The following is a 26,298-nucleotide window of genomic DNA, read 5'->3' as shown; positions in this document are numbered from 1 at the left end:
GTGAGACAGGGTGACAGACGCCCCGGACTGCGGCTTCCATGGCCTTGTCAGTGCCACGGAACGACATGTATAACGTTGTAAAACTTGAGCCAGGCGGCTCGGCGCACGACTCATGGTGACGGCACCTCTTCCGCACCGGCCGACCGAGTCGGGCCGCTCATGAAGGGATTGCCGTGCGGGTCAGCCTCAAGGACGTCGCCGCGCACGCGGGGGTCTCCATCAAGACCGTCTCCAACGTGGTGAACAACTACCAGCACGTCACCCCGGCCATGCGCGAGCGTGTGCAGCGGTCCATCGACACACTCGGATACCGGCCCAACCTCGCGGCCAGGCACCTGAGGAAAGGGCGTACGGGCATCATCGCGCTCGCGCTGCCCGAGCTCGGGAACCCCTACTTCGCCGAACTGGCCGCGTCCGTCATCGACGCCGCGTCCCAGCACGACTACATCGTGCTGCTCGACCACACCGGAGGATCGCGCGAGCAGGAACTCCTGGTGAGTCAGGGTTTCCGGGCCCGGGTGATCGACGGGCTGATCCTCAGTCCCATCGAGCTGGAGACCGAGGACCTGCGCGACCGCTCCGAGGCCGTACCGCTGGTCCTGCTCGGGGAGCGGCACTACGACCTCCCGTACGACCACATCGCGATCGACAACGTCGCCGCGGCCCGCGCCGCCGTCCGGCATCTGCTCGGGCTGGGGCGGCGTGAGGTGGCGTTCATCGGAGCCCGGCGCAGGCGGAGCGAGCCCGCCCAACTGCGCATACAGGGCTGGCGCGAGGAGTTGACGGCCGCGGGGCTGCCCGTCGACGAGGGGCTCGTCGCGGCCACCGACGGCTGGGGGCACGCCGACGGGGCACTGGCCATGAAACACCTCCTGGACAGCGGACGGCGGCCCGACGCGGTGTTCGCCTACAACGACCCGATGGCGATCGGGGCGATGCGGGTGCTGCACGAGCGGGGTCTGCGGGTGCCGGAGGACATCGCCGTCGTGGGCTTCGACGATGTGATCGAGGGACGCTTCGGCGCGGTCACGCTCACGTCGGTGTCCCCGGACAAGGCGGCCATCGGCCGGCTCGCGGTGGAATCGGTTCTGGCCCGGCTGGGCGACCGGGCCCCGGAGCCGCGTCGCATCCGGGCGGACTACCGGCTGGTGGAACGGGAGAGCACACTGGGCCGGTCCGCGGCCGCGGAGCGCCCGGTCTCCTGACGCGGTGGTGCACGACCGCCGCCGGGGCCGTTCGCGGCTGCGGATCCCGCCCGCGCCGCCCGCCGCGGGACCGCGGAACGCGCCGTCGAAGGGTGCGGGACGAGGACACCTTCTCCGACCTCGTGCCCGCCGGTCCACAAGCACGGTGAACGTGGCTTCGCAGGGTGCGGGACCGGGACACCTTCACCGTCCGCGTACCCGCCGGTCCACAAGCACGGTGAACGTGGCTTCGCAGGGTGCGGGACCGGGACACCTTCACCGTCCGCGTACCCGCCGGTCCACCAGCACGTTCCGCGCGCGACCGGCGTTCCATCCGCCGCGCGGAGTGCGCCGCGTGACCGCACGGGCCGGTCCGGTCACCGGCGGGCATGATCCGACGCCGCCTCAGGTGCCGTGCCCGATCCGCCCGTTGGCGACGCCGGTCGCCGCGCGGAGGTTCCGGTGAAGGACGCCGTTCCCGGGGCAGCTCTCGCCGACGTCGGTCCGGCCCCCGGCTCACCGCCGACCGCGGGCGCCGGCCGTCCCGTGCGACACGCGGCTCGCCGTGCCCCTCCACCGCTCTCCCCGCCGCGTTCCCCTCCCACCTTGCGCGCGAGGGGTTTACAGCATCCTTCCAACGATGTAAAACCTCCTTGCGGCGCACCGGACGCCGTCGTGCACAGGGGGAGCAGTTCCACATCCGCGCGTCTTTCGGCTCCTCAGTTCCCTTTCAGCGTCACCCGGATCGGGGTCACCATGCAGCGCACCACTCACCGTTCTCTTCTTCTCGCCCGCCCCGTGGTCGTGGCCTTGGCCGCCGCCGTGGCCCTGACCGCGTCGTCCTGCGCCAAGTCGGAGGACGACGCGGCGGCCGGCACGAAGTCCCCGGCGGCCGCCGACGACGCCGGCCAGAAGGTCGTCACACCGAAGCCGGGCAGCAAGACCTGCACCATCGACGCCTACGGCGGCAAGAAGATCGACCTGAAGGACGCCACGGTCGGCTTCTCCCAGTCGGAGAAGGAGGCCAACCCCTTCCGCATCGCCGAGACGCAGTCCATCAAGGACGAGGCGGCGAAGCGGGGCGTCAAGCTACTGACGGCCAACGCCCAGTCGCAGTTCTCCAAGCAGATCAGCGACGTCCAGGACCTGCTCGCCAAGGGCGCGGACCTGCTGGTGATCGCCCCGCTCAATTCCGACGGCTGGGACCCGGTGCTGCAGGCCGCCGCCGCGAAGAAGGTCCCGATCGTCACCATCGACCGCAAGATCAACGCCACGGCCTGCAAGGACTATGTCTCCTTCATCGCCTCGGACTTCGTCGAGCAGGGCCGGCGGGCCGCCGACCAGATGATCGAGGCCACCGGCGGCAAGGGCGAGGTCGCCATCCTGCTGGGCTCGGCCGGGAACAACGTCACCACCGAGCGCACCCAGGGCTTCAAGGAGCGCGTCGCCGAGAAGGCTCCCGGCCTGAAGGTCGTCTTCGAGCAGACCGGTGACTTCACCCGCGAGAAGGGCCAGCAGGTCACCGAGCAGCTCATCCAGTCCAAGCCCGGCATCAAGGGCATCTACGCGGAGAACGACGAGATGGGCCTGGGTGCGGTGGCCGCGCTGAAGGGCGCCGGCAAGAAGGCCGGTGACATCGAGATCGTCACCGTGGACGGCACGCGCAACGCCGTACAGGGCGTCGTCGACGGCTGGATCAGCGGTGTCATCGAGTCCAACCCGAGGTTCGGCCCGCTGGCGTTCCAGACGCTGGACACCTTCACCCAGGGCAAGGAAGTCCCGCAGGACATCGTCATCCAGGACAGCGCCTACAACGGCGACAACGCCGAGCAGGACCTCGGCAGGGCCTACTGATCCCGTCACGGGGCCCGGGACCTTCGGGCCCCTGTCCGTCCGTCACCCCATTCTTCCTGGAGGCACAGGTGGCTCCCCCCGCCGAAGTCCTCGCCGTTCGCGGACTGAGCAAGACCTTCCCCGGCGTCCGGGCCCTGGACGGCGTGGACCTGACCCTGCACGCCGGTGAGGTGCACGCCCTGATCGGCGAGAACGGCGCCGGCAAGTCGACGCTCATCAAACTCCTCACCGGGGTGTACCGCCCCGACGCCGGTGACATCGTTTTCCAGGGCCGTACGGTCTCCTTCGGAACCCCCCTGGAGGCCCAGAAGGCCGGGATCTCGACCATCTACCAAGAGGTCAACCTCATTCCGCTGCTGAGCGTGGCCCGCAACCTCTTCCTGGGCCGCGAGCCGCGCAACCGTGTCGGCCTGCTGGACCTCGCCCGCATGAACCGCGAGGCCGAGCAGACGCTCGGCGCCTACGGCGTGCGGGTGGACGTCCGCCGGCCGCTGCGCAGCCTCGGGGTGGGCGCGCAGCAGATGGTGGCCCTGGCCCGTGCCGTGGCGAGCGAGGCGCGGATCGTCGTCATGGACGAACCGACCTCCTCCCTGGAACCGCGGGAGGTCGAGACGCTGTTCTCGGTCATCCGCCGGCTGCGCGACGAGGGCATCGCCGTCATCTACGTCAGTCACCGCCTCGACGAGCTGTACGCGGTGTGCGACACGGTCACCGTGCTGCGCGACGGCCGGCGCGTACACCACGGCCGCCTCGCCGAACTCGACCGGCTCTCCCTGGTGTCCACCATGCTCGGCCGGGAACTGGGCGAGGTCCGCGACGAGGGTCTGACGAAGTTCACCGGCGACCATCACGCCACCGACTCCGAACCAGTGCTGGAGGCGGTCGACTTGAAGGTCCCGCACCAGTTGCACAGCATCTCCGTGAGCATCCGTCCCGGCGAGGTCGTCGGACTGGGCGGCCTGCTCGGTTCCGGACGCACCGAGACCGCGAAAGCCATCTCCGGTGCGCTGGCGACGAGTTCGGGCAGGGTGACGGTGGCCGGGGTGCCGCTCCGCGCCGGCTCGACGCCCGCGGCCATCCGGGCGGGCATCAGTCTGCTGCCGGAGGACCGCAAGAGCGAGGGCATCGTGCCGGGTCTGTCGGTCCGGGAGAACATCTCCCTGGCCGTCCTGCCCCGGCTCTCCCGCTTCGGCCTGGTCTCCGAGGCACGTGTCGACAGCATCGTGGACACGTTCATCGAGCGGCTGCGGATCAAGGCGTCCTCGCCGCACCAGAAGGTCGGTGAACTGTCCGGCGGCAACCAGCAGAAGGTGCTGCTCGCCCGCTGGCTGGCGATGAACCCGAAGGTGCTGCTGCTGGACGAGCCCACCCGGGGCATCGACGTCGGGGCCAAGGCCGAGGTGCAGAAACTGGTGGACGAACTGGCCGCGGACGGCCTGGGTGTCCTGCTCATCTCCTCCGATCTGGAGGAACTGATCGAAGGGTCCGACCGCGTGGTCGTACTGAAGGACGGTGCCGTCGTCGGTGAACTGACCGGCGACGAGGTCACCGAGGACCAGCTGATGCGGACCATCGCCGGGTCCGCCCCGGACGGGGACGTGGTGGAGGAGGCGGCCACCGATGGCTGAGGCCGCTCTCAAGACCGTCCCGCTGGACAGGACCCGCCTCCTGTCATGGCTGCAGACGTACGGCGTCTACGCCGGCGTGGCGTTGCTGATGGTCGTCAACACCGTCATCACGCCGCACTTCCTGTCCACGGAGAACTTCCGCACCCAGGCCGTGCAGGTCGCCCCCGTCATCATCGTCGCGCTGGGCATGGCCCTGGTCATCGGCACCGAGGGCGTCGACCTCTCGGTCGGTGCCGTGATGGCCCTCGCGGCCTCCGTGACGGCCCTCTATCTCGGTTACGGACTCCTGCCCGCACTGCTCATGGTGGCCGTATTCGCCGCCGGAGTGGGGCTCGCGGGCGGAGCGCTGGTCGCGTTCGTCGGGGTGCAGCCGATCGTGGCGACACTGGCGCTCATGGTCGGCGGCCGCGGCCTCGCCCTGGTGCTGCTGCCGCAGTTGGAAGACCTGCGCAACCCGGCGCTGGCCTCCCTGGGCTCCGGCGACCTGCTGGGCATCCCGTATCCGATGCTGATCGCCGCCGTGCTGGCACTGCTGGTGGCCTTCGTCGTCCGCCGCACCACGTTCGGGCGGCAGCTCCTCGCGATCGGCGACAGCCGCCCGGCGGCGCAGCTCGCCGGACTGCCGGTGCGCCGGGTGCTGATCGTGGTGTATGTCGTCTGCGCGCTGCTCGCCGCCGTGGCGGGCGTTCTGGCCACGGCACGGTTGCAGGCCAGCGACCCGACGTCGCTGGGCAATCTGATGGAGCTGTCCGCCATCACCGCCGTGGTGGTCGGCGGGACACCGCTGACCGGCGGCCGGGTGAACATCGCCGGCACCGTGGCGGGAGCCGTCCTCATCCAGTTGCTCACCGCCACCCTCATCAAGCACGATCTGCCGCCCTCCTGGACCCAGATCGCGCAGGCCATAGTGATCGTGTGCGCGGTCTACGCGGCACGGGGACGGGGGAAGCGATGACCGCCACGAAGACGGACGCCCCGGTGACCGCGACGCGTGACGAGCGGCCGGCGCCGGCCGGTGAGCCGGCGGGTTCCGCACGCTCCGAGCGGGTGAGCGCGCTGGTCCAGCAGCACGGCGCGCTGGCGGTGCTGCTGATCGTCTCACTGGTGGCGTCGTTCGGCTTCGACTCCTTCGCCACTGGCGACAACGTCAGCAATATGGCGACGAGTTCGGCCTTCCTGGCCATCGTCGCGCTCGGCATGACCTTCGTGATCATCACCGGGGGCATCGACCTGTCGGTCGGTTCGCTGTTCGCGCTCGGCGGGGTCCTGGCGGCCTGGGGGTCCCGGCACGGCACCCTGGTGGCTTTGCTGCTGCCGCTCGTGGTGTGCGCGGCGGTCGGTGTCGTCAACGGTCTGCTCGTGGCCCGCTCCCGGCTGGCCCCCTTCATCGTGACCCTGGCGGCCATGCTCGGTGCGCGCGGCCTGATGCTGGCGCTCACCGACGAGGGCGCCAACACCTATCTGATCGGGAAGGGTTCGTTCCTCGCCGAACTGGGCCAGGGCAGCACGCTGGGTCTCGGCAACCCGGTGTGGATCACGCTGACGCTGTTCGTCGCCGGGGCCGTCGTCCTGCGCCGTACCCGGTTCGGGCAGCATGTGTACGCGGTCGGCGGCAACGAGGACGCGGCGGCGCTGATGGGTGCCCCGGTGGCCCGTACGAAGATCCTCGTCTACACCCTGTCCGCGGTGACGGCCGGACTGGCGGGCGCGCTCAACGCGGCCTGGCTGGCCTCGGGGGTGACCATTCTCGGCAACGGCATGGAGCTGGAGGCCATCGCCGCCGTCGTCATCGGAGGCACCCTGCTCACCGGCGGGCTCGGCTACGTCAGCGGCGCGCTGGTCGGTGTGCTGCTGCTCAAGGTGATCCAGAACGTCATCAACCAGATCGGTTCGCTCGACTCCTCCTACCAACAGGTCGTCAGCGGCGCCTTCCTGGCCGTCGTGGTCGTCGCCCAGACCTGGCTCGGCCGCCGACGGCACCTGATGTAGAGCTCCGGACGCGGCACCGGTCCACCGAAGACCCCGGACCGCCGGTACCTCGTTCACCGGGCGGCCGGTCACGCTCCGGCGTGCACCGGCCGCTTCTCGCACGCGCACGTCTCCCACCCCCACACCCCAAGGAGTGACGATGCGTCGAGTACCCGTCCCACGACCGCCCCTCCCCCGGTTCCGGCGGTGGTGGCTCACCGCCTTGGCGGGGGTGCTGGCCCTGCTCGCCGGCACCGCCCTCACCGGTTCCGGCACCGCGGCCGCGGTGCCCCGGGCCTGGGCGCCCAAACCCGCGCCGATGACCACCCCCTGGACCGGCCAGGTCTCCGTCGACAACCCGCTGCCCGAGTACCCGCGGCCGCAGCTCACCCGCCTCGACTGGGCCAACCTCAACGGCATCTGGGACTTCGCCGTGACATCGGCGGACGCCGGGCGGCCCGCGTCGTTCAGCGAGCAGATCCGGGTCCCGTTCGTCGCCGAGTCGGCTCTGTCCGGCATCCAGCGCAGGATCACGCAGAACGACAAGCTCTGGTACCAGCGCGACTTCACCGTTCCGTCGGACTGGGACGGCCGCCGCGTCCAACTCAACTTCGGTGCCAGTGACTGGCGTACGACCGTGTGGGTCAACGACCGGCAGGCCGGCGCCGTCCACAGCGGCGGCTTCGACTCCTTCTCCTACGACATCACCGATCTCCTGAACGGCGGCACCAACACCCTCGTCGTCTCGGTGTGGGACCCCACCCAGACCGGCGCCCAGGCCGTCGGCAAGCAGCGGCTGGGCGACGTGACACCGCATCCGGGCGGCGGCATCTTCTACACGGCCGCGTCCGGCATCTGGCAGACGGTGTGGCTGGAGCCCACGGCCGCCGCGCACATCACCCGCCTCGACCTGGTACCCGATCTGGCGAACAGCCGTCTCGAGGTCACCGTGCGGGGCGCAGGCACGAACGGCCACCGGGCCCGTGTCACCGTCACCGCCGGCGGCACCACCGTCGGCACCGCCACCGGTCCCGTCGGCGGCGAGTTCAGCGTTCCCGTACCGGATCCGCGCCGGTGGAGCCCGGACGACCCGTTCCTCTACGACGTCCGGGCCGACCTTCTTTCGGGCACCACCGCCGTCGACTCCGTCGGCAGTTACGCCGGCATGCGCTCCATTGGCATCGCCCGCGTCGACGGCGTCCTCCGCCCGGTCCTGAACGGGGAGTTCGTGTTCCAGACGGGCACGCTCGACCAGGGCTACTGGCCGGACGGCATCTACACCGCCCCCACCGACGCCGCCCTCCGGTACGACCTGCAGAAGCACAAGGACCTCGGCTTCAACATGGTCCGCAAGCACATCAAGGTCGAGCCGCAGCGCTGGTTCCACTGGGCGGACCGGCTCGGGCTGCTGGTCTGGCAGGACATGCCCTCCATGGAACGCACCCCCGACGCCGCCGCCCGCGCCCAGTGGGAGGCCGAGTACGACCGGATCATCGACCAGCACCGCAGTTCGCCGTCCCTGGTGATGTGGGTCAACCAGAACGAGGGGTGGGGCCAGTACGACCAGGCGCGCATCGCCGACGAGGTCAAGGCGTACGACCCGTCCCGCCTGGTGGACAACATGAGCGGTGTCAACTGCTGCGGGGCCGTGGACGGCGGCAACGGTGACGTCGTCGACCACCATGTCTACGTCGGTCCCGGCACCACGGTGCCGAGCGCCACGCGCGCGGCCGTGCTCGGCGAGTTCGGCGGGCTCGGACTGAAGGTGGCCGGTCACGAGTGGTACCCCGGCGGCGGTTTCAGTTACGAGGACCAGCCGGACCTCGCGCATCTGAACGACCGGTTCGTCGGACTGCTGGACGGCATCCGTGAGGTGCGGATGCCCAAGGGTCTTTCCGCGTCGGTCTACACGGAGATCACGGATGTCGAGAACGAGGCCAACGGCCTGCTCACCTACGACCGTCAGGTCGTCAAGGTGGACGAGACCAGGGTCAGGACCGCGAACCGGGCGCTGATCGACGCGTCCCGTTCCCCGGCCGCGCCGGTGACCCTGCCCACCGGGCAGTACACGTCCCTGCGCGTGACGACGCCGGGCTACACCGACCGCTATGTCCGGCACCGGGACGGCGCGGTGTTCACGGAGGTCGTTACCGGCGGCAGCGGCACGCTGCTGAAGAACGACGCGACGTGGCGGATCGTCCCGGGTCTGGCCGACCGTTCGTGCTACTCGTTCGAGTCGCGGAACTATCCCGGCGAGTATCTGCGCCACCGCAACTCCCGTGTGTACAAGGAGGGTGGCAGCGGCGATCTGTTCCGCGCGGACGCCACCTTCTGCACGGTCCGGGGCACAGGCGGCGGGATCAGGCTGTCCGCCTACAACTTCCCCGAGCAGTATCTGCGCCACTACGACGCCGAGTTGTGGCTGGCCGTCCCGGGGGGCACCCGCGCCTGGGACGCCTCCGCCCACTTCACGGCGGACACCACCTGGGCGGTGGCATCGCCCTGGGCGCCGTGACCGCGGCGAGGCCCGCGCGCTGACCGTCCCACGGCGAGGTGCGGACGCCCCGGCGTCCGCACCTCGCGCTGTTCGGGGCGGTTACGGCCGCTCCGCGGCGTACAGCGCACTCACCTCCTGCGCGGTGAGCGCCCTGTCGTAGGCGTGGACCTCGTCCACCGCTCCGTCCCAGAAGTCGGTGTTCTGGCCGTTCCACTGGGCGCGCCCCACCGTGAAGGGCCCGGAGGCGACGTAGTTCGGGCCGCCCCTGACGGTCGCCGCCCGCTCGCCGTCGACATAGAGCGTGATCTCGCCCGTCGTGTCGTCCCGCACACCGGCCAGGTGGTACCAGCGGCCGGTCTCAGGAGTGGTCTCCAGACGGGCGCGTCGTCCGTCGGGGGTGCTGAAGGCGAACGCGCCCTGCCCGTACTGCAGGTAGAAGGGGCTCGTTTGACGCAGGGCGTCCTGGCTGACGGCGGTGGCGTAGTTGCCGGGGAGGGAATCGAGACTGACCCAGGCGGAGACGGTGTAGCTGCCGGTGGTGTCGAGCACCGGTCCGTCGGTCCGGGCGTACTGGCCCCGGCCGTCGAACGTCAGTGCGCTGCCGCTGACCCCGTCCGTCCAGGTGGTTCCCTCGGACAGCCTCAGCGGCCGGTCACCCGGGCCGTCGTCCTTCGCGGTGCTCCCGGTGCCCTCGTCCAGGGTCCAGGAGCCGCCGCCCTTCAACTGCTCCCGGTCCCCCGCCCCGGCGCCGGCCGCGATGACCCTCCGGTTGATCTCCCGCACCCGGACCGGGTCGACCTTGATCTCCCGGCGGTCGTAGGTGTAAAGGCCGTTGAGTTCGTTCTCCAGGTCGGTGATCTGGGTGTACACCGAGCCGGAGAGTTCCGCGCCGGCCTGATCGAGGTAGAACCTCTCGGTGTTCTCGACGTACTTGCGGGTCAGCGCCTCCTTGTCGGCGACACCGCTGTAGATCACGGTCGGTGCGCCCGGCCACATGTGGCCCGGGGTGCGCAGGGTGAAGCCGCCGTGCTCGCCGTCCATGGCCGCGCGGTGGTCCGGGAAGGGCGGGTCGTCGTTGTTGTAGTCGTGGTGGTCGATGATGTCGCCCTTGCCCGAATCGCCCTTGGAGTTACAGCAGTTGACACCGCTGTGGGCGTTGACGACGCGGGAGGGGTCGGCGGCCTTCACCGATTCGGCGAGCCGGCCGCTCTCCTCGCGGTTCCACTCGCCCCAGCCCTCGTTGAAGACGATCCAGCCGATGACGGAGGGCGCGTTGTGGTGCTGGCGCATCATCTCCCGGCCCTGGTCCACGAACGCCTTGCGGCCGGTCTCGTTGGTGAGGTTGCCGGAGACGAAGTCCTGCCAGACGAGCAGGCCGAGCCGGTCCGCGTGGTAGAACCAGCGGGGCGACTCCACCTTGATGTGTTTGCGGACGGCGTTGAAGCCCAGCTTCTTGTGCGCCTCGAGGTCGAAGGCCAGTGCCTTGTCGCTGGGCGCGGTGTAGAGGCCGTCGGGCCAGAAGCCCTGGTCGAGGGTGGCGAGGGAGAAGACGGGCTCGCCGTTGAGCACCAGCTTCGGGAAGCCGCCGACCTCCTCGATCCCGATCTCGCGCATACCGAAGTAGCTGCCGACCCTGTCGGTCGATCTGCCGTCCTTCAGCTTGACGTCGAGGTCGTAGAGGTAGGGGTCGTCCGGGCTCCACAGGTGCTGTCCTGCGACCGGCAGCCGGAGTTCGCTGTTGGCCGGTCCACTGACCCTGCCGACGACCTTGCCGCGCGTGTCGCGGGCCACTGCCTCGACCCGGGCCCGCTTCGAGGCACCCTCGGACTCGACGGTGACGGCCAGGGTGCCGCTGTCGATGTCGGGGGTGGTGACTACGTTGTCAATGGAGGTGTCGGCGACGGGCTCCATCCAGACGGTCTGCCAGATACCGGACGACTGGGTGTAGAAGATGCCCCCGGGGTGGGTGGACTGCTTGCCCGTCGGCTGGTCGGCGCCGCCGGTGTCGGTGACCGCGACCACGATCTCCTGCGGCCCCTTGCGCGTGAGGGCGTCGGTGATGTCGGCGCTGAAGGCGTTGTAGCCACCGGTGTGTTCGGCGACCTTCCTGCCGTTGACCCAGACACGTGCCTGGTAGTCGACGGCCCCGAAGTTGAGCTTCAGCCGGTTGCCGTTGCCGCTCGTGCCGACCTTCCAGTTCCTCGGTACGTCCACGAGCTTGCGGTAGAACATGTGGTCCTCGTGCCGTTCGAGCCCGGAGAGCTGCGACTCGACCGGGAACGGCACGAGGATCTTCTCGTTCAGTTTCTTGCCGAAGACCGGCTGCTCACCGGCCTCGGCGCCACTGAACTGCCAGGGTCCGTTGAGGTTCTTCCACTGGGAGCGGACCGCTTGCGGGCGGGGATACTCCGGCAGCGGGTTCCTCGTGTCGACCTTGTCGCCCCACGGGGTGGTGAGCCGGTGGGTGGAGACGTTCGACGCGTAGCGGACGATCCTGGGCACGGCCTCGCCGCCGGCCTTGAGGCCCCCTTCGCCGTCGTACGTGAACCGGACCTGCTGGTTCTTCTGGATCGGCTCCGAGAGGGTGACGACGAGCTCGCCCCGGTCACCGCGGGCGGCGGCGACCGACCTGACCGGCATGGCGGTCGTGTCGGCCTCGATCTTGAGGTGGTCCGCCACCTGCGCGAGATCACTGACCCGGTCCTCGAACCGGGCGCGCAGCTTCCGTCCGTCCTCGCCGACGGTCAGTTCCACCGGGAAGACCTCGAAGCCGGCGGGCGGGGTGAAGGCGGAGGCCGGGACGAGCTGCTTGCTCGTCGAAGGCGTCGACCAGCGCAGGAACATGTTCGCCCCGCCGAAATCCTGGAACATCTCCAGGCGGAAGTCGTGCTTCTCGCCGGCCTTCAGGGCGACGGGCGCACTGGTCTGTTCCCGGTCCCAGTCCGGCTCCCAGTGGTCGATGACCGGCTCGCCGTCGATGAAGAGCCGGAAGCCGTTGTCGCCGATGGCGTAGAAGGTGTAGTCACCGTCCTCCGGCGCCTCGATCTGTCCCGTCCAGCGGGCGGTGGTGTGCTCCGTGCGCCCGGTCAGCTCCTCGAAGGTACTGGTCAGGCCGGAGAAGTTGATCTGCGGCTCCAGGAGGGTGCCACCGAGTTCGGCGAAGTCCCGGGCACCGGGTGCCGACATGCTGAAGTACTCGCCCTTGAGGCCGTGCACCTGGACGTCGGCCTCGGCGGCCGCTCGGGCGGGGACGCCGGCCGCCGGCGCCGCGGCGGTCGCCGCGGGTGCCAGGGCGCCGGTGGACAGGGCCAGGGCCGTCACGGTCAGCAGAGCCCACCATCGGACTCTGGGACGGGAGTGTTGTCTTGTCATCGGACCTTTCCTCGCACAGAGGGCATGGGGCCAGGTGGAGCGGGCACGGCCGTCGGCTCGGCCAGTGATTCCTTCCAACGTTGGAAATCCGCCGTGCAGCGGAATGACAACACGCCTCCCGACGACTGTCCAGGCCTTGCACACAGCTGACGTTCCGTCAGAAGACGTGTGTGCGGGTGGGGATGGGTGTGCCCGTGAGAACGCCCTGGCAGGCGGTACGCCGCGCCCCGCCACGACGTACCGGCGGGGCGGCCGCCGGACCGCGAGGTCTCACGCGTCGCCGACGGCGCGCCGCGCACGGGGGCGGACCTCACCGGTGTGCGGACACCGGCTGACGCCCCGGGCTCTTCGCGCGGGTCAGTCCATGGACCGGGTGAACGGGCCGCCGCCCCCGGGCGCGAAGGCGTGGGCGGCGAAGCGTTCGCCGATGCGGCGGTGGGTGGCCGCGTCGGGGTGGAGGCGGTCGGGCAGGGGCAGTTCGCCGTGGTCGGCCTCGCCGTAGAGCTCGCGGCCGTCGAGGTGGTACAGGTTCGGGTCGTCCGCCGCGCGGTGCGCCACGACGCGCCGGAGTTCGTCGCGGATGACGTTGAGCGTCAGCTTGCCCCCGGCGCGTTCCGCGGGGTCACCGGCGGCGGTGAACAGGAGTCGTCCTTCGCCGAGGCGGCTGAAGTCGTAGGCGGTGGGGCCCGGCGTGTCCTCGTGGAGGGGGCACAGGATCGGCGAGACGACCAGCAGCGGTGCGGTGGGATGGCCCTCGCGGATCGTGTCGAGGAAGCCGTGGACGGCGGGGGCGAAGGCGCGCAGCCGCATCAGGTCGGTGTTGACCAGGTTGATGCCGATCTTGACGCTGATCAGGTCGGCGGGGGTGTCGCGCATGGTGCGCGCGACGAACGGGTCGAGCAGGGCGCTGCCGGCCAGTCCGAGGTTGATCAGTTCCACCCCGCCGTGGGCCGCGGCGAGCGCGGGCCAGGTGGTGGTGGGGCTCGCCGCGTCGGAGCCGTGGCTGATGGAGCTGCCGTGGTGCAGCCAGGTCCGGCGGCCGGAGATGTCCGCGGGTTCCACGGGGGCGTCGGTGCGCAGGGCGAGGAGTTCGGTGGTCTCGTTGTGCGGCAGCCAGATCTCGACGTCCTTGTCGTCCTCGGAGAGGCCGGTGAAGCGGAGCGTGGCCGCGGGGCCGGCGCCGCGCTCGACGGTCCCGGTGCTCATGTCGATGGTCAGGGTGTTGCCGCCGGTCGCGGTGGCCCGGCCGGCCGGGCGTCCGTCGACGACCAGGTCGTAGTGGCCGGCCGGGCGGGGCGGCGCGCCGACGTAGATCCGCTTGGTGGGCAGAGTGTCCAGTTCGACGGCGGTCGCGCGGGTGCGGAAGGCCAGTCGTACGCCGGAGGGCTGGGACTCGGCCATGGCGAGCTGCCCGTCGCTGTTCTGGGCGCGGGCCCAGGCGGGCAGGCGGTGCGGCAGCAGCCCTCGCGGGGTGGGCTCCAGGTCGAGCGCGCCACGCACCAGGCCTGCGGTGATGGGCGTGGTGATCCAGCTGTACGGGGTGGAGGGCATCTGTCGTCCGTCCGGTTGCGGTGTGGGTGGTTGACCGGCCGATCAGGGCGCGGGAGCGGGGGCCGGCCGTCAGGGGGCCGGGGGCCAGTTGCGCAGCAGGGCGTCCAGCGCGTCGAGGACGCGTGACCAGGTTTCCTGTGTGTCGGGGGCGCTGTGGCTGAATCCGCCGCCCATTTCCAGGCTGACGTAGCCGTGGAAGACGCTGCCCAGCAGCCGGACCGCGTGGGTCTGGTCCGGTTCCGTCAGGTCGTAGCCGCGCAGCAGGGCCCGGGTCATCTGCGCGTGCCGTACTCCGGCGCTGCCGGCGGCCGCCTCGGGGCCGAGCCGGAACTGGGCCGCGGCGTAGCGTCCGGGGTGCTCGCGCGCGTAGTCGCGGTACACATTGGCCAGGGCGGTCAGGGCGTCCTTGCCCGCCCGCCCGGCCAGGGCGTCCGCGGCCCGGTCGGCGAGTTCCTCCAGGGCGAGCAGCGCGATCCTCGTCCTGAGGTCGTGCGAGTTCCTCAGGTGGGAGTACAGGCTGGCCGTCTTGACGTCGAAGCGCCGGGCGAGCTCCGAGACGGTCACCTGGTCGAAGCCGAGCTCGTCGGCCAGTTCCGCACCCGCCCTGGTCAGCCGTTCCGGGGTCAGTCGTGCGCGTGCCATGCCCATCCTTCCGGTCGGATCACGTCCAGTATGGATTTGCCTAATGCCTTTAGGCAAATGCCTAATCGTCGTGATCGTTTGTCAGTGGTGGGCGCCAGGATGTGACGCATGACAACACCTGCAGCAGTGATCGTCGATGCCGCCGCCTACGCGCAGGCGGTCGAGGACGCCGTGCGCGCGGCAGCCGCCTACTACGGGGGCGGCACCTCGCCGCTGGACGACGACACGTACGACCGGCTGGTCCGGGGCATCGCCGACTGGGAGGCGGAGCACCCGGACGGGATACTCCCCGACTCCCCCACCGGGAAGGTGGCCGGCGGCGCGGTGGAGGGCGACGTCCCGCACACGGTGCCGATGCTGAGCCTGGACAATGTGTTCTCCGAGGAGGAGTTCACCGCCTGGACGGCGTCGCTGGCGCGCCGGACCGGCCGGGACACGACACGCTTCAGTGTGGGACCGAAGCTGGACGGGCTGGCGGTCGCCGCCCGCTACATCGACGGCCGGCTGAGCCGGCTGATCACCCGCGGGGACGGGACGGCCGGGGAGGACGTCTCGCACGCGATCGGCACCATCGAAGGGCTTCCCCCGGAGCTGAACGAGCCGGTCACCGTGGAGGTGCGCGGTGAGGTCCTCATGACGTCGGCTCAGTTCGAGCGCGCCAACGAGGTGCGCACCGCTCACGGCGGGCAGCCGTTCGCCAACCCGCGCAACGCGGCCGCGGGCACCCTGCGGGCCAGGGAGCGGGCCTACACGGTACCGATGACGTTCTTCGGCTACGGACTGCTGCCGCTGCCCGGCACCGGCTCCGCGACGGCGGAGCGGATGAGCGGGATGGCCCACAGCGAGCTGATGCGGCTGACCGCCGGCCTCGGTGTGCACACCAGCGAGCGGACCGCCGTCCCGGACACCCTCGCCGAGACCCCCGAGGAGGTCCTGGTCCGGGTGAAGGAGATCGCCGCGCTCCGCGCCGAACTGCCGTTCGGTATCGACGGGATCGTCATCAAGGCGGACCTGGCCGCCGACCGGGAGGCCGCCGGATCGGGCTCCCGCGCGCCGCGCTGGGCGGTCGCCTACAAACTGCCCGCGGTGGAGAAGATCACCCGGCTGCTGGAGGTGGAGTGGAACGTCGGCCGTACGGGCATCATCGCGCCGCGCGGTGTCCTCGAGCCGGTCGTCATCGACGGATCCACCATCACGTACGCGACGCTGCACAACCCGGCCGACATCACCCGTCGTGACCTGCGCCTGGGCGACCATGTCATGGTGCACCGGGCCGGCGACGTCATCCCCCGGATCGAGGCACCGGTCGCTCACCTGCGCACGGGTGAGGAGCGGCCGATCGAGTTCCCGGCGCAGTGTCCGCGCTGCGGTTCGGACATCGACACCACCGAGGAACGCTGGCGGTGCGCCCAGGGCCGCAACTGCCACCTGGTCGCCTCCCTCGCCTACGCCGCGGGCCGCGACCAGCTCGACATCGAGGGCCTGGGCGCCACCCGCGTCGTCCAGCTCGTCGACGCGGGCCTGGTCGCCGACCTCGCCGACCTGTTCACGCTCCGGCGCGAGCAACTGCTCGCCCTGGAGCGGATGGGTGAGACCAGCACCGACAATCTGCTCGCGGCGATCGCCAGGGCCAAGGAGCAGCCACTGTCCCGGGTCCTGTGCGCGCTGGGTGTCCGGGGCACCGGACGGTCCATGTCGCGGCGGATCGCCCGCCACTTCGCCACCATGGACAACATCCGCGCGGCCGATGCCGCGGCCATGCAGCAGGTCGACGGCATCGGGTCGGAGAAGGCGCCCTCGATCGTGGCGGAGATGGCCGAACTGGCCCCGCTCATCGACAGACTCGTCGCCGCCGGCGTCACCATGAGCGAGCCCGGAGCCACTCCCCCACCGGCCGCCGATGCCGCCCCGGACGGTGACGGCCCGTCCGGGGCACCGGCATCGGGAGGACCGCTGGAGGGCATGGCGGTGGTGGTCACCGGCGCGATGACCGGCAGCCTGGAGAAGCTCTCCCGCAACGAGATGAACGAACTCATCGAGCGGGCCGGCGGCCGTTCCTCCTCCAGCGTCTCGAAGAGGACCACGCTGGTGGTGGCGGGAGAGGGCGCCGGGTCGAAGCGCGCCAAGGCGGAACGGCTCGGCGTCCGTCTGGCCACCCCGGACGAGTTCGCCGCCATGGTCGCCGGACTCCTCGGCTGAGCAGGCCCCGGCCCGCACCCGGCCGTCAGGGGGTGGCGCAGGCCTCGGCGATGGACAGGCTGTTCTCGTAGAGGTGGTGCCGGGTGATCCGGCCGCCCACCACGGTCAGACGCAGGGCGAACGGGCCCTGGAAGGAGCGTCCCGTGGCCCGGACCGTCCCGGACAGATGGCCCGTCAGGACCGCGTCCGGCCCGTCGACGAGGAGGGCGTCGATCGTGGCCCGCGCGTCCTCGGGCACGGTGTGTTCCGCCAGTTCCGTGCCCTGGGCGGCGCATTCGGCGGCGGTCGAGCGGGGGCGGATCCACGGGACGGCGGGGTTGTCGGCGAGCATCCAGTCGACCTCGTCGGCGAAGAGCCCGACGAGCCGCCCGGTGTCCCCGGCGAGCCGGGCGGCGAGGACCCCGCACCACGGCCCGGGTGCCCTCGGCGACGGAACACGGGGGGACGGTGGCGGAGTGGGTGGACATGACGCTCTCCTCACGGCTGCGGCCGGTTCCGGCCGGGGGCTTCGGGGGACGTGCCCCATCCTCACGGAGGCGGTGAGCCGGGTCGATTACCTGCGACGTCATGCGAGGCCGCGCACCGCGTGCGGGCAGGTCGCCGGGCCGGCGGGAAGAGCCGGACACGGTTGCCGCCCACTCGGCTCCGGACGGCAGGCCCGCCTACGCCGGACCCCGGGTCGGGCGCGGACCTCGCGGCCGCGGGCGAGCACCTCGGCGGCGACCTGACGGCCGACGGTTCCGGTGGCACCGAGTAGGACAGGAGCCGCCCTGCCACGTCCCTGGCCTGCCGAGCATCCGAACACCGGCGAAAGGACACCACGCATGCCCGCGCGGACTCCTGTCACTCCCGAGGGGTACACCACCGTCCCCGCCCTGGAGGGTCACCGGGGCGCCCTGCGCCTTCGCCGGCCTCCTGCGCCTGTCCCAGGACCGCTGACCGCCGTCCCGGCGGAGGAAGGCGGGTCCCGGCCGGACCGGGTCCGCCGGCCCTCAGGTGGGAGGAGCCCGGTCGCTGCGCGGGTCCCGGCCGGCGGCGCTTCCTCGCGTGCGGTCCTCTCCCCACCGTGCCGCGCGGGGGCACGTGAGTGACGGGGACGCCCTCGGTTACCCGGCACCCGGGGGCCGAGGAAGGGAGCGAGCCGTGCGATTCCGAAGCCGCGAGGAAGCCGGCCAGGAGCTGGCCGTCAGGATGCTGGAGTGGGCGAGCAGTGGCGATCTCGCGAATGTGATCGTCATGGCATTGCCGCGCGGCGGTGTCCCGGTCGGGGCGGAGGTCGCTCGGGTGATGGCCGTCCCTCTGGATGTCCTGGTCGTCCGCAGGATCGAAGTGCCGGGGCACCCTGAGGTGGGGATCGGGGCGGTCGCCGGGGACGATCCGCCGGTCTTCGACCGCACGGGACTGCGTGCCCTGGACCTCACCGAGGACGAGCTCTCGGCAGAGGTGGCCCGGGCGCGCGTCGAAGTACGCCGGCGTGCGGAGGTCTACCACCGTGGACGCCCCGCCTCGGACGTCCGCGGGCACAGCGTGGTGGTCGTGGACGACGGGCTGGCCACGGGGATCACCGCCCGCGCAGCACTGCGGCATCTACGGCGTGGTGGTCCGCTGCGGCTGACCCTGGCCGTTCCTGTGTGCCCGCCGGCCACCGCCATCGCGCTGCGGGAAGATGCCGACGACGTCGTGGCGCTGCACCAGCCGCAGCGGCTGGGCTCCGTGAATGAGTGGTACGACGACTTCCCTCAGGTTTCCGACCAGGAAGTGCTGGCTGCCCTGCGGGAACTGCACCCGGCCGGTGAGCGCCCATGAACGGGGACACAGCCGATGATCACCTGGCGTGCGGCGGCCTCCGGCTGACGCTCGTCCTGGACACGGTGCGGATCATCCACTGTGCGATCCGAGGCAGGAGCGGGCACCAGGCGCCGGCGTGATGGCCGGTGCCCTGGAGGCCGTATCGGGCCGCGGTCTGCTGATGTCCCCGCCCTGAGGCAACCGCTGGGGTATCAACCTGACCCGTCCCCCGCTCACACGGTGGGGCGGAGCGTTCCCTGCCGTACGGGTTCGCCGACCGGGCATCGAGTGAGGGGCTCGCCGGGCAGAGAAGCCGGAACGCGGCTCGGCCCGGACCGGAAGAGGCCGAAGGGCCCGGTGAGTACTCTGGGGGACCCATCCGGCGAGCCTGCCTCCCGGGCTAGCGTCGAGCGGTAATCCCGGCCGCGTTCCGCCGCCGGGCCGATGCCCCCAAGAGGCCACGGCCTCGCTCGGAGGAGCACTGTGCACCGCCACCGTCCCCCAGCATCAGGCCGATCGGCCAACCCTTCGCCGGCTGCCATGCCGGTCACGCTGTCCACCACCCGCCCGGAACCCCCATCGAAGTACCGGGGCACCGTCCACGCGCCGTTCTTCACCGCAGCCGTGCTGTCCGTACTCACGGTCGGCGCGTCGTGGGGCGTCCTCATCCTGTGGCGGATCGCTTTCGACGAGAGCTTCACCGGGGTGTCCGTCCACGAGATCAACGCGCACGGTTACGCGCAGATCACGGGGTGGGTCGGGCTGTTCGTCATGGGCTTCGGCTACCAGGCGTTCCCCCGGCTGTGGCGCACCTCCCTGGCCGCTCCGCGTCTGGTTCCGGTCGTCCTGACGGCGACCGTCTGCGGACTGGTCATGGCCGTCATCGGCATGGGAGCGGCCGGATACCGCGTCGACGGAGGCTGGACCGTGTCCGCAGCGCTGGTCGGCAACGCCATCGTGCTTGCCGGTTCCCTCATCTTCGCCGGGCAGCTCCTCGCGACGTACCTGCGGAGCGGGGCCCCGATGCGCGCGGTGACGGGTTTCATCGGCTCTGGCCTGTTGTGGCTCGTCGCCCAGGCCGCGTTCGGGCTCTGGCACACGGGGATGACCATGATGGCCACCGAGCGGTCCGACCTGCTGTGGTACATCTCGGCCTACCAGGCCCCGTTGCGCGATGTCCAGATCCATGGGATGGCGCTGCTGATGGTCCTCGGGCTGTCGAGTCATCTGCTGCCGCAGATGTTCGGGGTGGCAAAGACGCCGGAACGCCGGGCCTGGTCCGCTCTGATGCTGATCAACGCGGGCGTCGTCATCGAGGTCGTCGTCTTCATCGCCTACCGCTGGGCGGACGACCACCGGCTCGCCGCCCTCCTGATGCTGCCCTGGCTGATGATCGCCGGCGGGGTCGCGGCCATGGTGCTGCCCTGGCGCCTCTGGCGACGACTGCCCCGGACCGACCACCGGTCCGGCAAATTCGTCCGGGCCGCCTACGGATGGCTGGCGCTCTCGCTCGTGATGCTGCTGCTGATGCCCGTCTACCAGTTCATCAGCGGCATCGCCTTCAGCCACGCGTACTACGGCGCGATCCGGCACGCGATCACCGTCGGCTTCGTCTCGATGATGATCATGGGAATCTCGGCCCGGGTGGTGCCCGCCCTGCGCGGCATCCAACCCGGCACGCTCGGCTCGCTCACGGGCCCCTTCATCCTGCTCAACACCGGCTGCGCGCTGCGGGTCTCCCTGCAGACCCTCACCGACTGGCACCCGTTCTTCTTTTCCGTCGTCGGGATCAGCGGACTGCTGGAACTCACCGCCCTCGCCTGGTGGGGCACAGGTCTCCTGCGGGTACTCCACGGGTCTGCGGCGTCCGGACCCGGCGTGTCCCGACCGGCCGTCCTACGCCCGGCCTGAGCCCGCGCCCGGTCCCATCCGGCGTCCGGCCGGACCCCACAGCGGGCCCGCACGCACGGAAACACGGCACCGCCCCGGGCTCAGAAGCCCGGGGCGGTACTCTGCCGCCGCGCGCGGAGGCGGCGGACTCGCGCGCCGCAGGGGCGGATGGTCAGTGCGCGTGTCCGCCCTCACCGCCGGACTCCTCCGTGACCTTCTCCATCTCCTCAAACATCTGCTGCGCCTGGGCCGCGTTCAGCTTTTGGTCGAGCAGCGGGAGGAAGACCTCCTCCTCCTTGGCGAAGTGCAGGCCCACGATGCCGTTGAGCGAGTAGAGGACGCGGCGGAGCTCCTGCTGCTCGGCCGGGGTCAGTTTGCCCTCGTGCAGCTTCTCGCCCAGCTCGCCGAGCTCGTCGGTGAGGGTGCCGACCTCGACGTGGTCACGGCGCATCGTGTCGGCCGCCTTGGTGCTGACGTTGCCGCCGTTACCGCCGTTACCGCCGATCAGGCTGTCCACTTTCACGTAGAGCACTTTGTCCTCGGCGACGGCGTGAGGGATGAGCTGCTTGGTGAGGAAGGTGTACGACGCGTGTACCTTCTCGCGCTGCTCCTCCGCGGGCGCGGTACCGATGGCGTCGCCCGCGTCGGCGAGTGCCTCGATGTGCGGGAGCAGCGTCTTGTGCTCCGCCCGCAGCGGTTCGGTCACCCTGGAGCCGGTCATTTCCTTCTGGTGCGGCTCGGCCTTGCCCTCGGAACCGGACCACGTCCAGGCGGTCACGCCGATGCCGGCCGCAACCGCCACGGCGACGGCCGCGGAGGCCTTGGGGTACTTCATGGTGAAACTCCCTGCTGCTTGACACATGTCCAATTGGACACGTGTCAAGGCTACGACGAGTTGGACACGTGTCAAGTAAGCTGAGCCTTATGAGACCGGACAAGAGGAACGGGACCCGCGACGCGATCCTCGACAGCGCGCTGCGGCTCTTCGCCGAGCAGGGGTACGACGCAGTGCGGGTGCAGGACCTCGCCCGTGCGGCCGGAGTCTCGCGGGCCACCTTCTACAACCACTTCTCCGAGCGCGAGGAGGTCCTCGGCGCGCTCTTCCAGCGGCTGCTGGTGCGCGAGGAGGCGGAACCGCAGGTGGCGGACGACATGCCGCCGCTCCAGCGCATCGACGTGGTCGTGAAGGACGCCGTCCGCAGGATGGTGGAGCAGGAGGACCTCGCCCGGTTCGTCTACAGCCTTCCCGTGCGCCACGAGTCGCTGCTCAGGCCGGATGCGCCGTCCACGCCGGCTGTGTTCGTCAGGATCCACCGTCTGCTGGAGGCCGCCGCCGCACGCGGCGAGCTCCGCGATGACGTGCCGATCGACCTGGTGTGCGCCCATGTGCACAGCGCGCTGGAGACCGGGATGCGCGCCTGGGCGGAGGGCCGCACCGACGATCCGGCGGGGCGCGTGGGGACGCTGGTGACCCTGGCGCTGTACGGCATCGTCGCCCCGGCCGGCACCCGCCCGCCGGCTCCGCGCCGGGGACGCGGCTGATCAGGTGTTGTCAGAGGTGAGATTGCCCGCGGGGGGGGGGGACAGCGCCGATGAGCCGGAACGCGGCGTCGACGACGAGGACGGTCATCGCGTGGGCGTGCGGGGCGGCCCACCCGTCCGCACCTCGTCGGGCGGGTCGGTGCGGGTGGGCAGACAGTCCCTGGACCGGGTCGAGTGCCTGACGCGGAGCCCGGTCTCCGTACTGGCCGGGGGCCTTCCGGGCGTCGCGGACGTGCGAAGTCGCTCTGCGCGATCCGGTGTCCGCGCCGTCGTAGGTGTACGAACTCACCGCGCCCAGCGGTTCGGTGCCGGTGAGGAGGCTGTCCCGGCCGTCGTGGGCGCACGCCCGGCACACCCGTGGGATTCTGTGACGGCGACGGGCGGAAGGCCGGTAATCACGGCGTGGCCGAGCCCGGTTCGGCGAGGTCCGCACGTCCGCCACCGTGCTCATGTGCGCGATCGCCGATTCCCGTACGAGGACCGAGATCGCGGTGTGCGCGCGACGGCCGGTGCGGTGACGGACGGGGCGGGCAGCGCCCCGGTCCTCAGCTCCCGGACGGTGTGAGGACCACGAAGTCCGCGTCGAACGGGTCGAGGCAGACGGCCATGCGACCGACGCCCTCCGCGTCCTCCGGCCCCATCTGCACGCTGCCGCCGTTCTCGGTGACCCGGGCCACCGCCGCGTCGCAGTCGGGGACGTTGAAGACCGGGTGCCAGTAGGGCCGGCCCCCCGCCAGGGCGAGGCCCTCCGGGGGGACCTCCATCAGACCGCCGTGCATCCGCTCCTCCGGGAGACCGGACGGAGTGATCATGGTGTAGGTGCCCTCGCCACCCGGCATCTTCATGTCGCTGTACCGCCAGCCGAGGACTCCGCCGTAGAACTCCTTCGCGGCGGCGGCGTCGCTCGTGTACAGCTCGGTCCAGCACAGTGAGCCCGGTTCGTCGACCAGGTCGACGCCCTTGCTGTCGCGCGGCTGCCAGACGGCGAACTGACCGCCCAGCGGGTCGCTGTACTGGGCCATGCGGCCCCACTGCTCGAGGTCCATCGGCGGCACCCGCACCGTGCCGCCGGCCCGCTCCACCGCCTGGGTGGTGGCGTCCGCGTCGGCGACCGTGTAGTAGATCATCCAGGCCGGACGGGCGCCCTCCTCGGTGAGCTTGCCGAGGCCGGCGACCATCTTGCCGTCCTGGTTGAACATCCCGCCTTCCATGTCCTCGCCGTCGCCCATGGGCTCGTAGTCCCAGCCGAGGACCGCGCCGTAGAAGGCGGCCGCGGCCGGGACGTCGGGGGTGCCTAGGTCGAGCATGCAGGGCGAGCCGGGGGCGAAGTCAGTGGTGATCATCGCGGTGTCCTTTCGCTGAATGCCGTGTGGCCTCAGCGTGCCACCGGGCACTGACACTCGCCCTCCGGCTTCGCCGTCCGGGCGTTCCCGGGCGCGCTACGCCCCCTCCACCGCCTCCGACCGTGTGAACGGCAGCACGAGCCGCGAGGGGTGGGCGGCGTCACGGTAGATCTTGTGGGTGACGGGGCGGCCCACCGGCAGGTGGAAGGCGTCCGGCGGCAGCAGCGCGTTGTGCGCGTCGGCCAGTGGCTCGTTGTTGGAGAGCTCCGCGACCAGCTTGTGGCCCGGCAGGAACGTCGCCGCGAACGGGTAGACGCGCAGCACGTACTCCTCGATCCTCCCCGGCTCGACCGGCACCGCGCGGGTGTGCGGGTGGTACGGGTCGCCCTCGGTGGTGCGTTCCTCGTCGATCTCGCGGTGCGAGGCCTTGAGGTAGGCGGTGGTGATGAGCTGCCGCTTGCCACCCGGGGCCTCGTCCCACAGGCGCAGGATGAAGTTGGTGTCGGGCTGGTCGATCTCCGCGAAGAGGTGCGCGGCGCCCTGGCCGATCATCTCGGTGGGCTCGGTGAACGGCTCGGTGCTCCAGCTGAGCATCTGCACCGTGTCGGTGACCGTGAGCGGCGCCTGGTAGAAGCCGTCGGGGACGGCGTGCTCGGCGCCCATCGGCTCGGGCTCGACGGAGAGCTTGTGGCGCGGGCGGAGGTAGAGCGGCTTGTGCTCGACGTCCTTCGGCGGCCACTGGGCGCCGGTGACGTATGTCCGTGCCCCCTCGACATGGACGGTGACCGCGGGCTCGTCCATGATCCCGTTGTCGATGCCCTTGATCCAGTACTCGTACCAGCGGAACATCTTGTCGTGCTCTTCGATGAAGGGGCGCGACTGCATGGGCGGGTAGGGGCCGATGTCCAGCTTCTTGGGGCCCTGGAGCCGGTTGTAGAGCTCGATGGTGCCGTCCAGGGTCCAGCCGCGGCCCTGGTCGATCTGGAGCCAGACCGGGATGTCGATGTCCGGCGCGAGGGTGACCGGGTTGCGCTCCTCGTACCACTCGCCGTCGACCTCGTTCATCACGATGTCGAACCAGGCCTCGTGGTTCTTCGGGTAGTTGAGCACATGGACCAGGTTGGGCCAGGCGGCCACGTCCGGGTCCTCCAGGCGCTCGGCGACACGCCTCTTGATCTCCTCGGGCGCGTAGGTCTCCAGCATGCGGGACTTCACACCGTCGGTGAAGGCCCAGCCGGAGTCGCCGCCGCGGCCCTCACGGGCGGCGCGCGGCATGAACCACATGACACCGCCGTGGTAGGTGGTCTCGTAGAAGTCGTAGTGGCCGCCACTGACGAAGATCGCCTTGAGGCTCGGCGGCCGCTCGGCCGCCGCGAGCACCTGCATGGAGCCGAAGTAGGAGATGCCGATCATGCCGACGTTGCCGTCGCACCACGGCTGGGCCGCGACCCACTCGATGAGGTCGTGGGCGTCCTGGCCGAGGGAGACACCGCCGGCGTTGTAGTTGCCGATGTGCTCGCCCTCGGAGGCACCGGAGCCGCGCAGGTCGCCGATGACGTGGACATAGCCCTCGCCGACGACGCGCGCGATGTCGCCGGCCTCGATGCAGCCGTCCCACATGGGGCTCGGCCTGCGCTGCGGCGGGGTCGTCAGGGCCAGTGCCTGGAGCTCCTTGCCGTACGGGCTCAGGGCCACCAGCGCGGGCCGCGGGGTGTCGTCCACGCCGCCGTAGGCGTCGGCCGCCAGCGTGACACCGTCGCGCATCGGCACCCGGAGATCCTTGCGGACGCCGATCGACTGCGCGCCCGCCCGGATCGTATGAAGGTCAGTCATGAGGATGAAGCTCCTGTGGGGGTCCGGGGGGGCATTCCCCAGACGTGCGGTACACGTTCTGTTCGAGGTGCGTGCGGTAGCCGGCCATCGAGGTGAAGAACGGCGAGGGCTCGAGGGTGGGGTCGCCGGTGTAGCCGAGTTCCTCGGCGGCACCGGCGAACGGGGAGTACGGCGAATCCGTCTCCCGCAGACCCGCCTCCAGGCATCCGCAGGCGGCCGTGGCGACCCGGGCCTCGATGTCCAGGCTCTGGGTGATGGCCTCCCGGGCCTCGGCCTCGTCGAGCTCGACGCCGTACGGCGTGCCGTCGGTGCGGCGGTAGGGGTGCCCCAGGTAGAGATGGCGCGGACGGATCTCGTCGCGCAGACGCTCGAGGCTCGCGCGGTAGGCGACCGGGTCCGTGTAGCCGGGGAAGCCGTTGGCCGCCCCGTGAACCTGGACGGCGTCGCCGGTGAACACCGAGCGCTGCCCGTCGACGACGTAGGCGACCGATCCGGGCGTGTGCCCCGGTACCGCGTGCACCGAGACGGTGACATCACCGCCCAGGGAAAGGGTCTCGCCGCCTCTGACCAGCAAGGACGGCTCCATCTCCCCGGAGATGACGGCCTGGGTGGCGGCCGTCACCTTCGCCTCGCCCTCGGGATCGTCGAGGTACCGGCCCCGGCCCGTGAGGTACTCCTCCACATGGGCCCGGCGCGAGCGGAGCATCGGCGCGTCGGCCTCGTGGATGACCACCTGTGCGCGCCGCCCGGTGAGCTCCCACAGGGCGTGCGCCCCGCCGACGTGGTCGATGTGACCGTGGGTCAGCAGGATCCAGCGCACGTCCTCGATGCGGCGCCCGATCGCCTCGAGCGCCGGGGCCATCCCCTCGGCGGGCGAGGAGGCGATGCCGGTGTCGACGATCGCCGGTTCGGGCGCGTCGATGAAGAAGCTGTACAGACCGAACCGTCCCCACGGCGACACCAGGGGGTGGACGTCGACTGCCTGCGTCATGGTCCTCTTTCCGAAC

Annotated in this window: 17 protein-coding genes and 1 pseudogene; 10 read left to right on the top strand and 8 right to left on the bottom strand. The window is 70.9% G+C overall.

The window, feature by feature from the left end:
* Nucleotides 1-173 precede the first annotated feature (173 nt).
* The 6 genes from ACIF9R_RS32790 (at nt 174) to ACIF9R_RS32765 (ending at nt 9,149) form a co-directional block, all read left to right on the top strand.
* Nucleotides 174-1,205: a LacI family DNA-binding transcriptional regulator gene (locus ACIF9R_RS32790; RefSeq protein ID WP_399986050.1), complete on the top strand. Its 1,032-nt coding sequence runs from the start codon at nt 174-176 to the stop codon at nt 1,203-1,205.
* A gap of 735 nt (nt 1,206-1,940) precedes the next feature.
* Nucleotides 1,941-3,038, top strand: coding sequence for an ABC transporter substrate-binding protein (locus tag ACIF9R_RS32785; protein ID WP_399986049.1), 1,098 nt, complete (start codon nt 1,941-1,943; stop codon nt 3,036-3,038).
* Between the two features lie 68 nt (nt 3,039-3,106).
* Nucleotides 3,107-4,666 (top strand): sugar ABC transporter ATP-binding protein, encoded by a 1,560-nt coding sequence (locus ACIF9R_RS32780; protein ID WP_399986048.1) that lies wholly within the window; start codon nt 3,107-3,109, stop codon nt 4,664-4,666.
* Nucleotides 4,659-5,621 carry an ABC transporter permease gene (locus ACIF9R_RS32775; protein WP_399986047.1) on the top strand — a complete coding sequence of 321 codons (963 nt, stop codon included), beginning with the start codon at nt 4,659-4,661 and terminating at the stop codon, nt 5,619-5,621. Before ACIF9R_RS32780 ends, ACIF9R_RS32775 begins: the two co-directional genes overlap by 8 nt.
* Nucleotides 5,618-6,655, top strand: coding sequence for an ABC transporter permease (locus tag ACIF9R_RS32770; RefSeq protein WP_399986046.1), 1,038 nt, complete (start codon nt 5,618-5,620; stop codon nt 6,653-6,655). Before ACIF9R_RS32775 ends, ACIF9R_RS32770 begins: the two co-directional genes overlap by 4 nt.
* Before the next feature lie 139 nt (nt 6,656-6,794).
* Nucleotides 6,795-9,149: an AbfB domain-containing protein gene (locus tag ACIF9R_RS32765; protein ID WP_399986045.1), complete on the top strand. Its 2,355-nt coding sequence runs from the start codon at nt 6,795-6,797 to the stop codon at nt 9,147-9,149.
* Between the two features lie 81 nt (nt 9,150-9,230).
* Here ACIF9R_RS32765 and ACIF9R_RS32760 read toward each other — a convergent pair whose 3' ends face one another.
* The 3 genes from ACIF9R_RS32760 to ACIF9R_RS32750 all read right to left on the bottom strand — a co-directional run bounded on the left by ACIF9R_RS32760 (nt 9,231) and on the right by ACIF9R_RS32750 (nt 14,696).
* Nucleotides 9,231-12,503, bottom strand: coding sequence for a LamG-like jellyroll fold domain-containing protein (locus ACIF9R_RS32760; RefSeq protein ID WP_399986044.1), 3,273 nt, complete (start codon nt 12,501-12,503; stop codon nt 9,231-9,233).
* Nucleotides 12,504-12,860: 357 nt separating this feature from the next.
* Complete coding sequence (locus tag ACIF9R_RS32755) at nt 12,861-14,054, bottom strand: GDSL-type esterase/lipase family protein (RefSeq protein WP_399986043.1); 1,194 nt, start codon at nt 14,052-14,054, stop codon at nt 12,861-12,863.
* Nucleotides 14,055-14,123: 69 nt separating this feature from the next.
* Nucleotides 14,124-14,696: a TetR/AcrR family transcriptional regulator gene (locus tag ACIF9R_RS32750; RefSeq protein WP_399986042.1), complete on the bottom strand. Its 573-nt coding sequence runs from the start codon at nt 14,694-14,696 to the stop codon at nt 14,124-14,126.
* 108 nt (nt 14,697-14,804) lie between these two features.
* On the opposite strand from ACIF9R_RS32750, the gene ligA reads away from it, so the two are divergent.
* Nucleotides 14,805-16,895: an NAD-dependent DNA ligase LigA gene (gene ligA, locus ACIF9R_RS32745; protein WP_399986041.1), complete on the top strand. Its 2,091-nt coding sequence runs from the start codon at nt 14,805-14,807 to the stop codon at nt 16,893-16,895.
* Between the two features lie 25 nt (nt 16,896-16,920).
* Here the strand turns inward: ligA and ACIF9R_RS32740 are convergent.
* Nucleotides 16,921-17,362, bottom strand: a pseudogene (locus ACIF9R_RS32740) (nuclear transport factor 2 family protein).
* A gap of 676 nt (nt 17,363-18,038) precedes the next feature.
* Between ACIF9R_RS32740 and ACIF9R_RS32735 the strand changes: the two are divergent.
* Together ACIF9R_RS32735 and ACIF9R_RS32730 are read left to right on the top strand one after the other, a co-directional pair.
* A complete protein-coding gene (locus ACIF9R_RS32735; RefSeq protein WP_399986040.1) occupies nt 18,039-18,701 on the top strand; it encodes a phosphoribosyltransferase in 663 nt (220 codons plus the stop codon).
* 522 nt (nt 18,702-19,223) lie between these two features.
* A complete protein-coding gene (locus ACIF9R_RS32730) occupies nt 19,224-20,594 on the top strand; it encodes a hypothetical protein (protein ID WP_399986039.1) in 1,371 nt (456 codons plus the stop codon).
* A gap of 151 nt (nt 20,595-20,745) precedes the next feature.
* On the opposite strand, the gene ACIF9R_RS32725 is transcribed toward ACIF9R_RS32730, so the two are convergent.
* Nucleotides 20,746-21,408, bottom strand: a complete 663-nt coding sequence (locus tag ACIF9R_RS32725; RefSeq protein ID WP_399986038.1) for a hemerythrin domain-containing protein — start codon at nt 21,406-21,408, stop codon at nt 20,746-20,748.
* An 89-nt stretch (nt 21,409-21,497) separates the two neighbouring features.
* On the opposite strand from ACIF9R_RS32725, the gene ACIF9R_RS32720 reads away from it, so the two are divergent.
* A complete protein-coding gene (locus tag ACIF9R_RS32720) occupies nt 21,498-22,115 on the top strand; it encodes a TetR/AcrR family transcriptional regulator (RefSeq protein WP_399986037.1) in 618 nt (205 codons plus the stop codon).
* A 545-nt stretch (nt 22,116-22,660) separates the two neighbouring features.
* Here the strand turns inward: ACIF9R_RS32720 and ACIF9R_RS32715 are convergent.
* From ACIF9R_RS32715 to ACIF9R_RS32705, 3 genes are all read right to left on the bottom strand, one after another.
* Complete coding sequence (locus ACIF9R_RS32715; RefSeq protein WP_399986036.1) at nt 22,661-23,458, bottom strand: VOC family protein; 798 nt, start codon at nt 23,456-23,458, stop codon at nt 22,661-22,663.
* A gap of 96 nt (nt 23,459-23,554) precedes the next feature.
* On the bottom strand, nt 23,555-25,291 hold the full coding sequence (locus ACIF9R_RS32710) for a CocE/NonD family hydrolase (RefSeq protein ID WP_399986035.1): 1,737 nt from the start codon (nt 25,289-25,291) through the stop codon (nt 23,555-23,557).
* Nucleotides 25,284-26,282, bottom strand: coding sequence for an MBL fold metallo-hydrolase (locus ACIF9R_RS32705; RefSeq protein ID WP_399986034.1), 999 nt, complete (start codon nt 26,280-26,282; stop codon nt 25,284-25,286). Before ACIF9R_RS32705 ends, ACIF9R_RS32710 begins: the two co-directional genes overlap by 8 nt.
* Between the last annotated feature and the right edge of the window lie 16 nt (nt 26,283-26,298).

Source organism: Streptomyces sp. NPDC086080 (assembly GCF_044540255.1).
In the GTDB taxonomy this organism is placed as follows: Bacteria; Actinomycetota; Actinomycetes; order Streptomycetales; family Streptomycetaceae; genus Streptomyces.
This window is presented reverse-complemented; position numbering and strand designations above follow the sequence as displayed.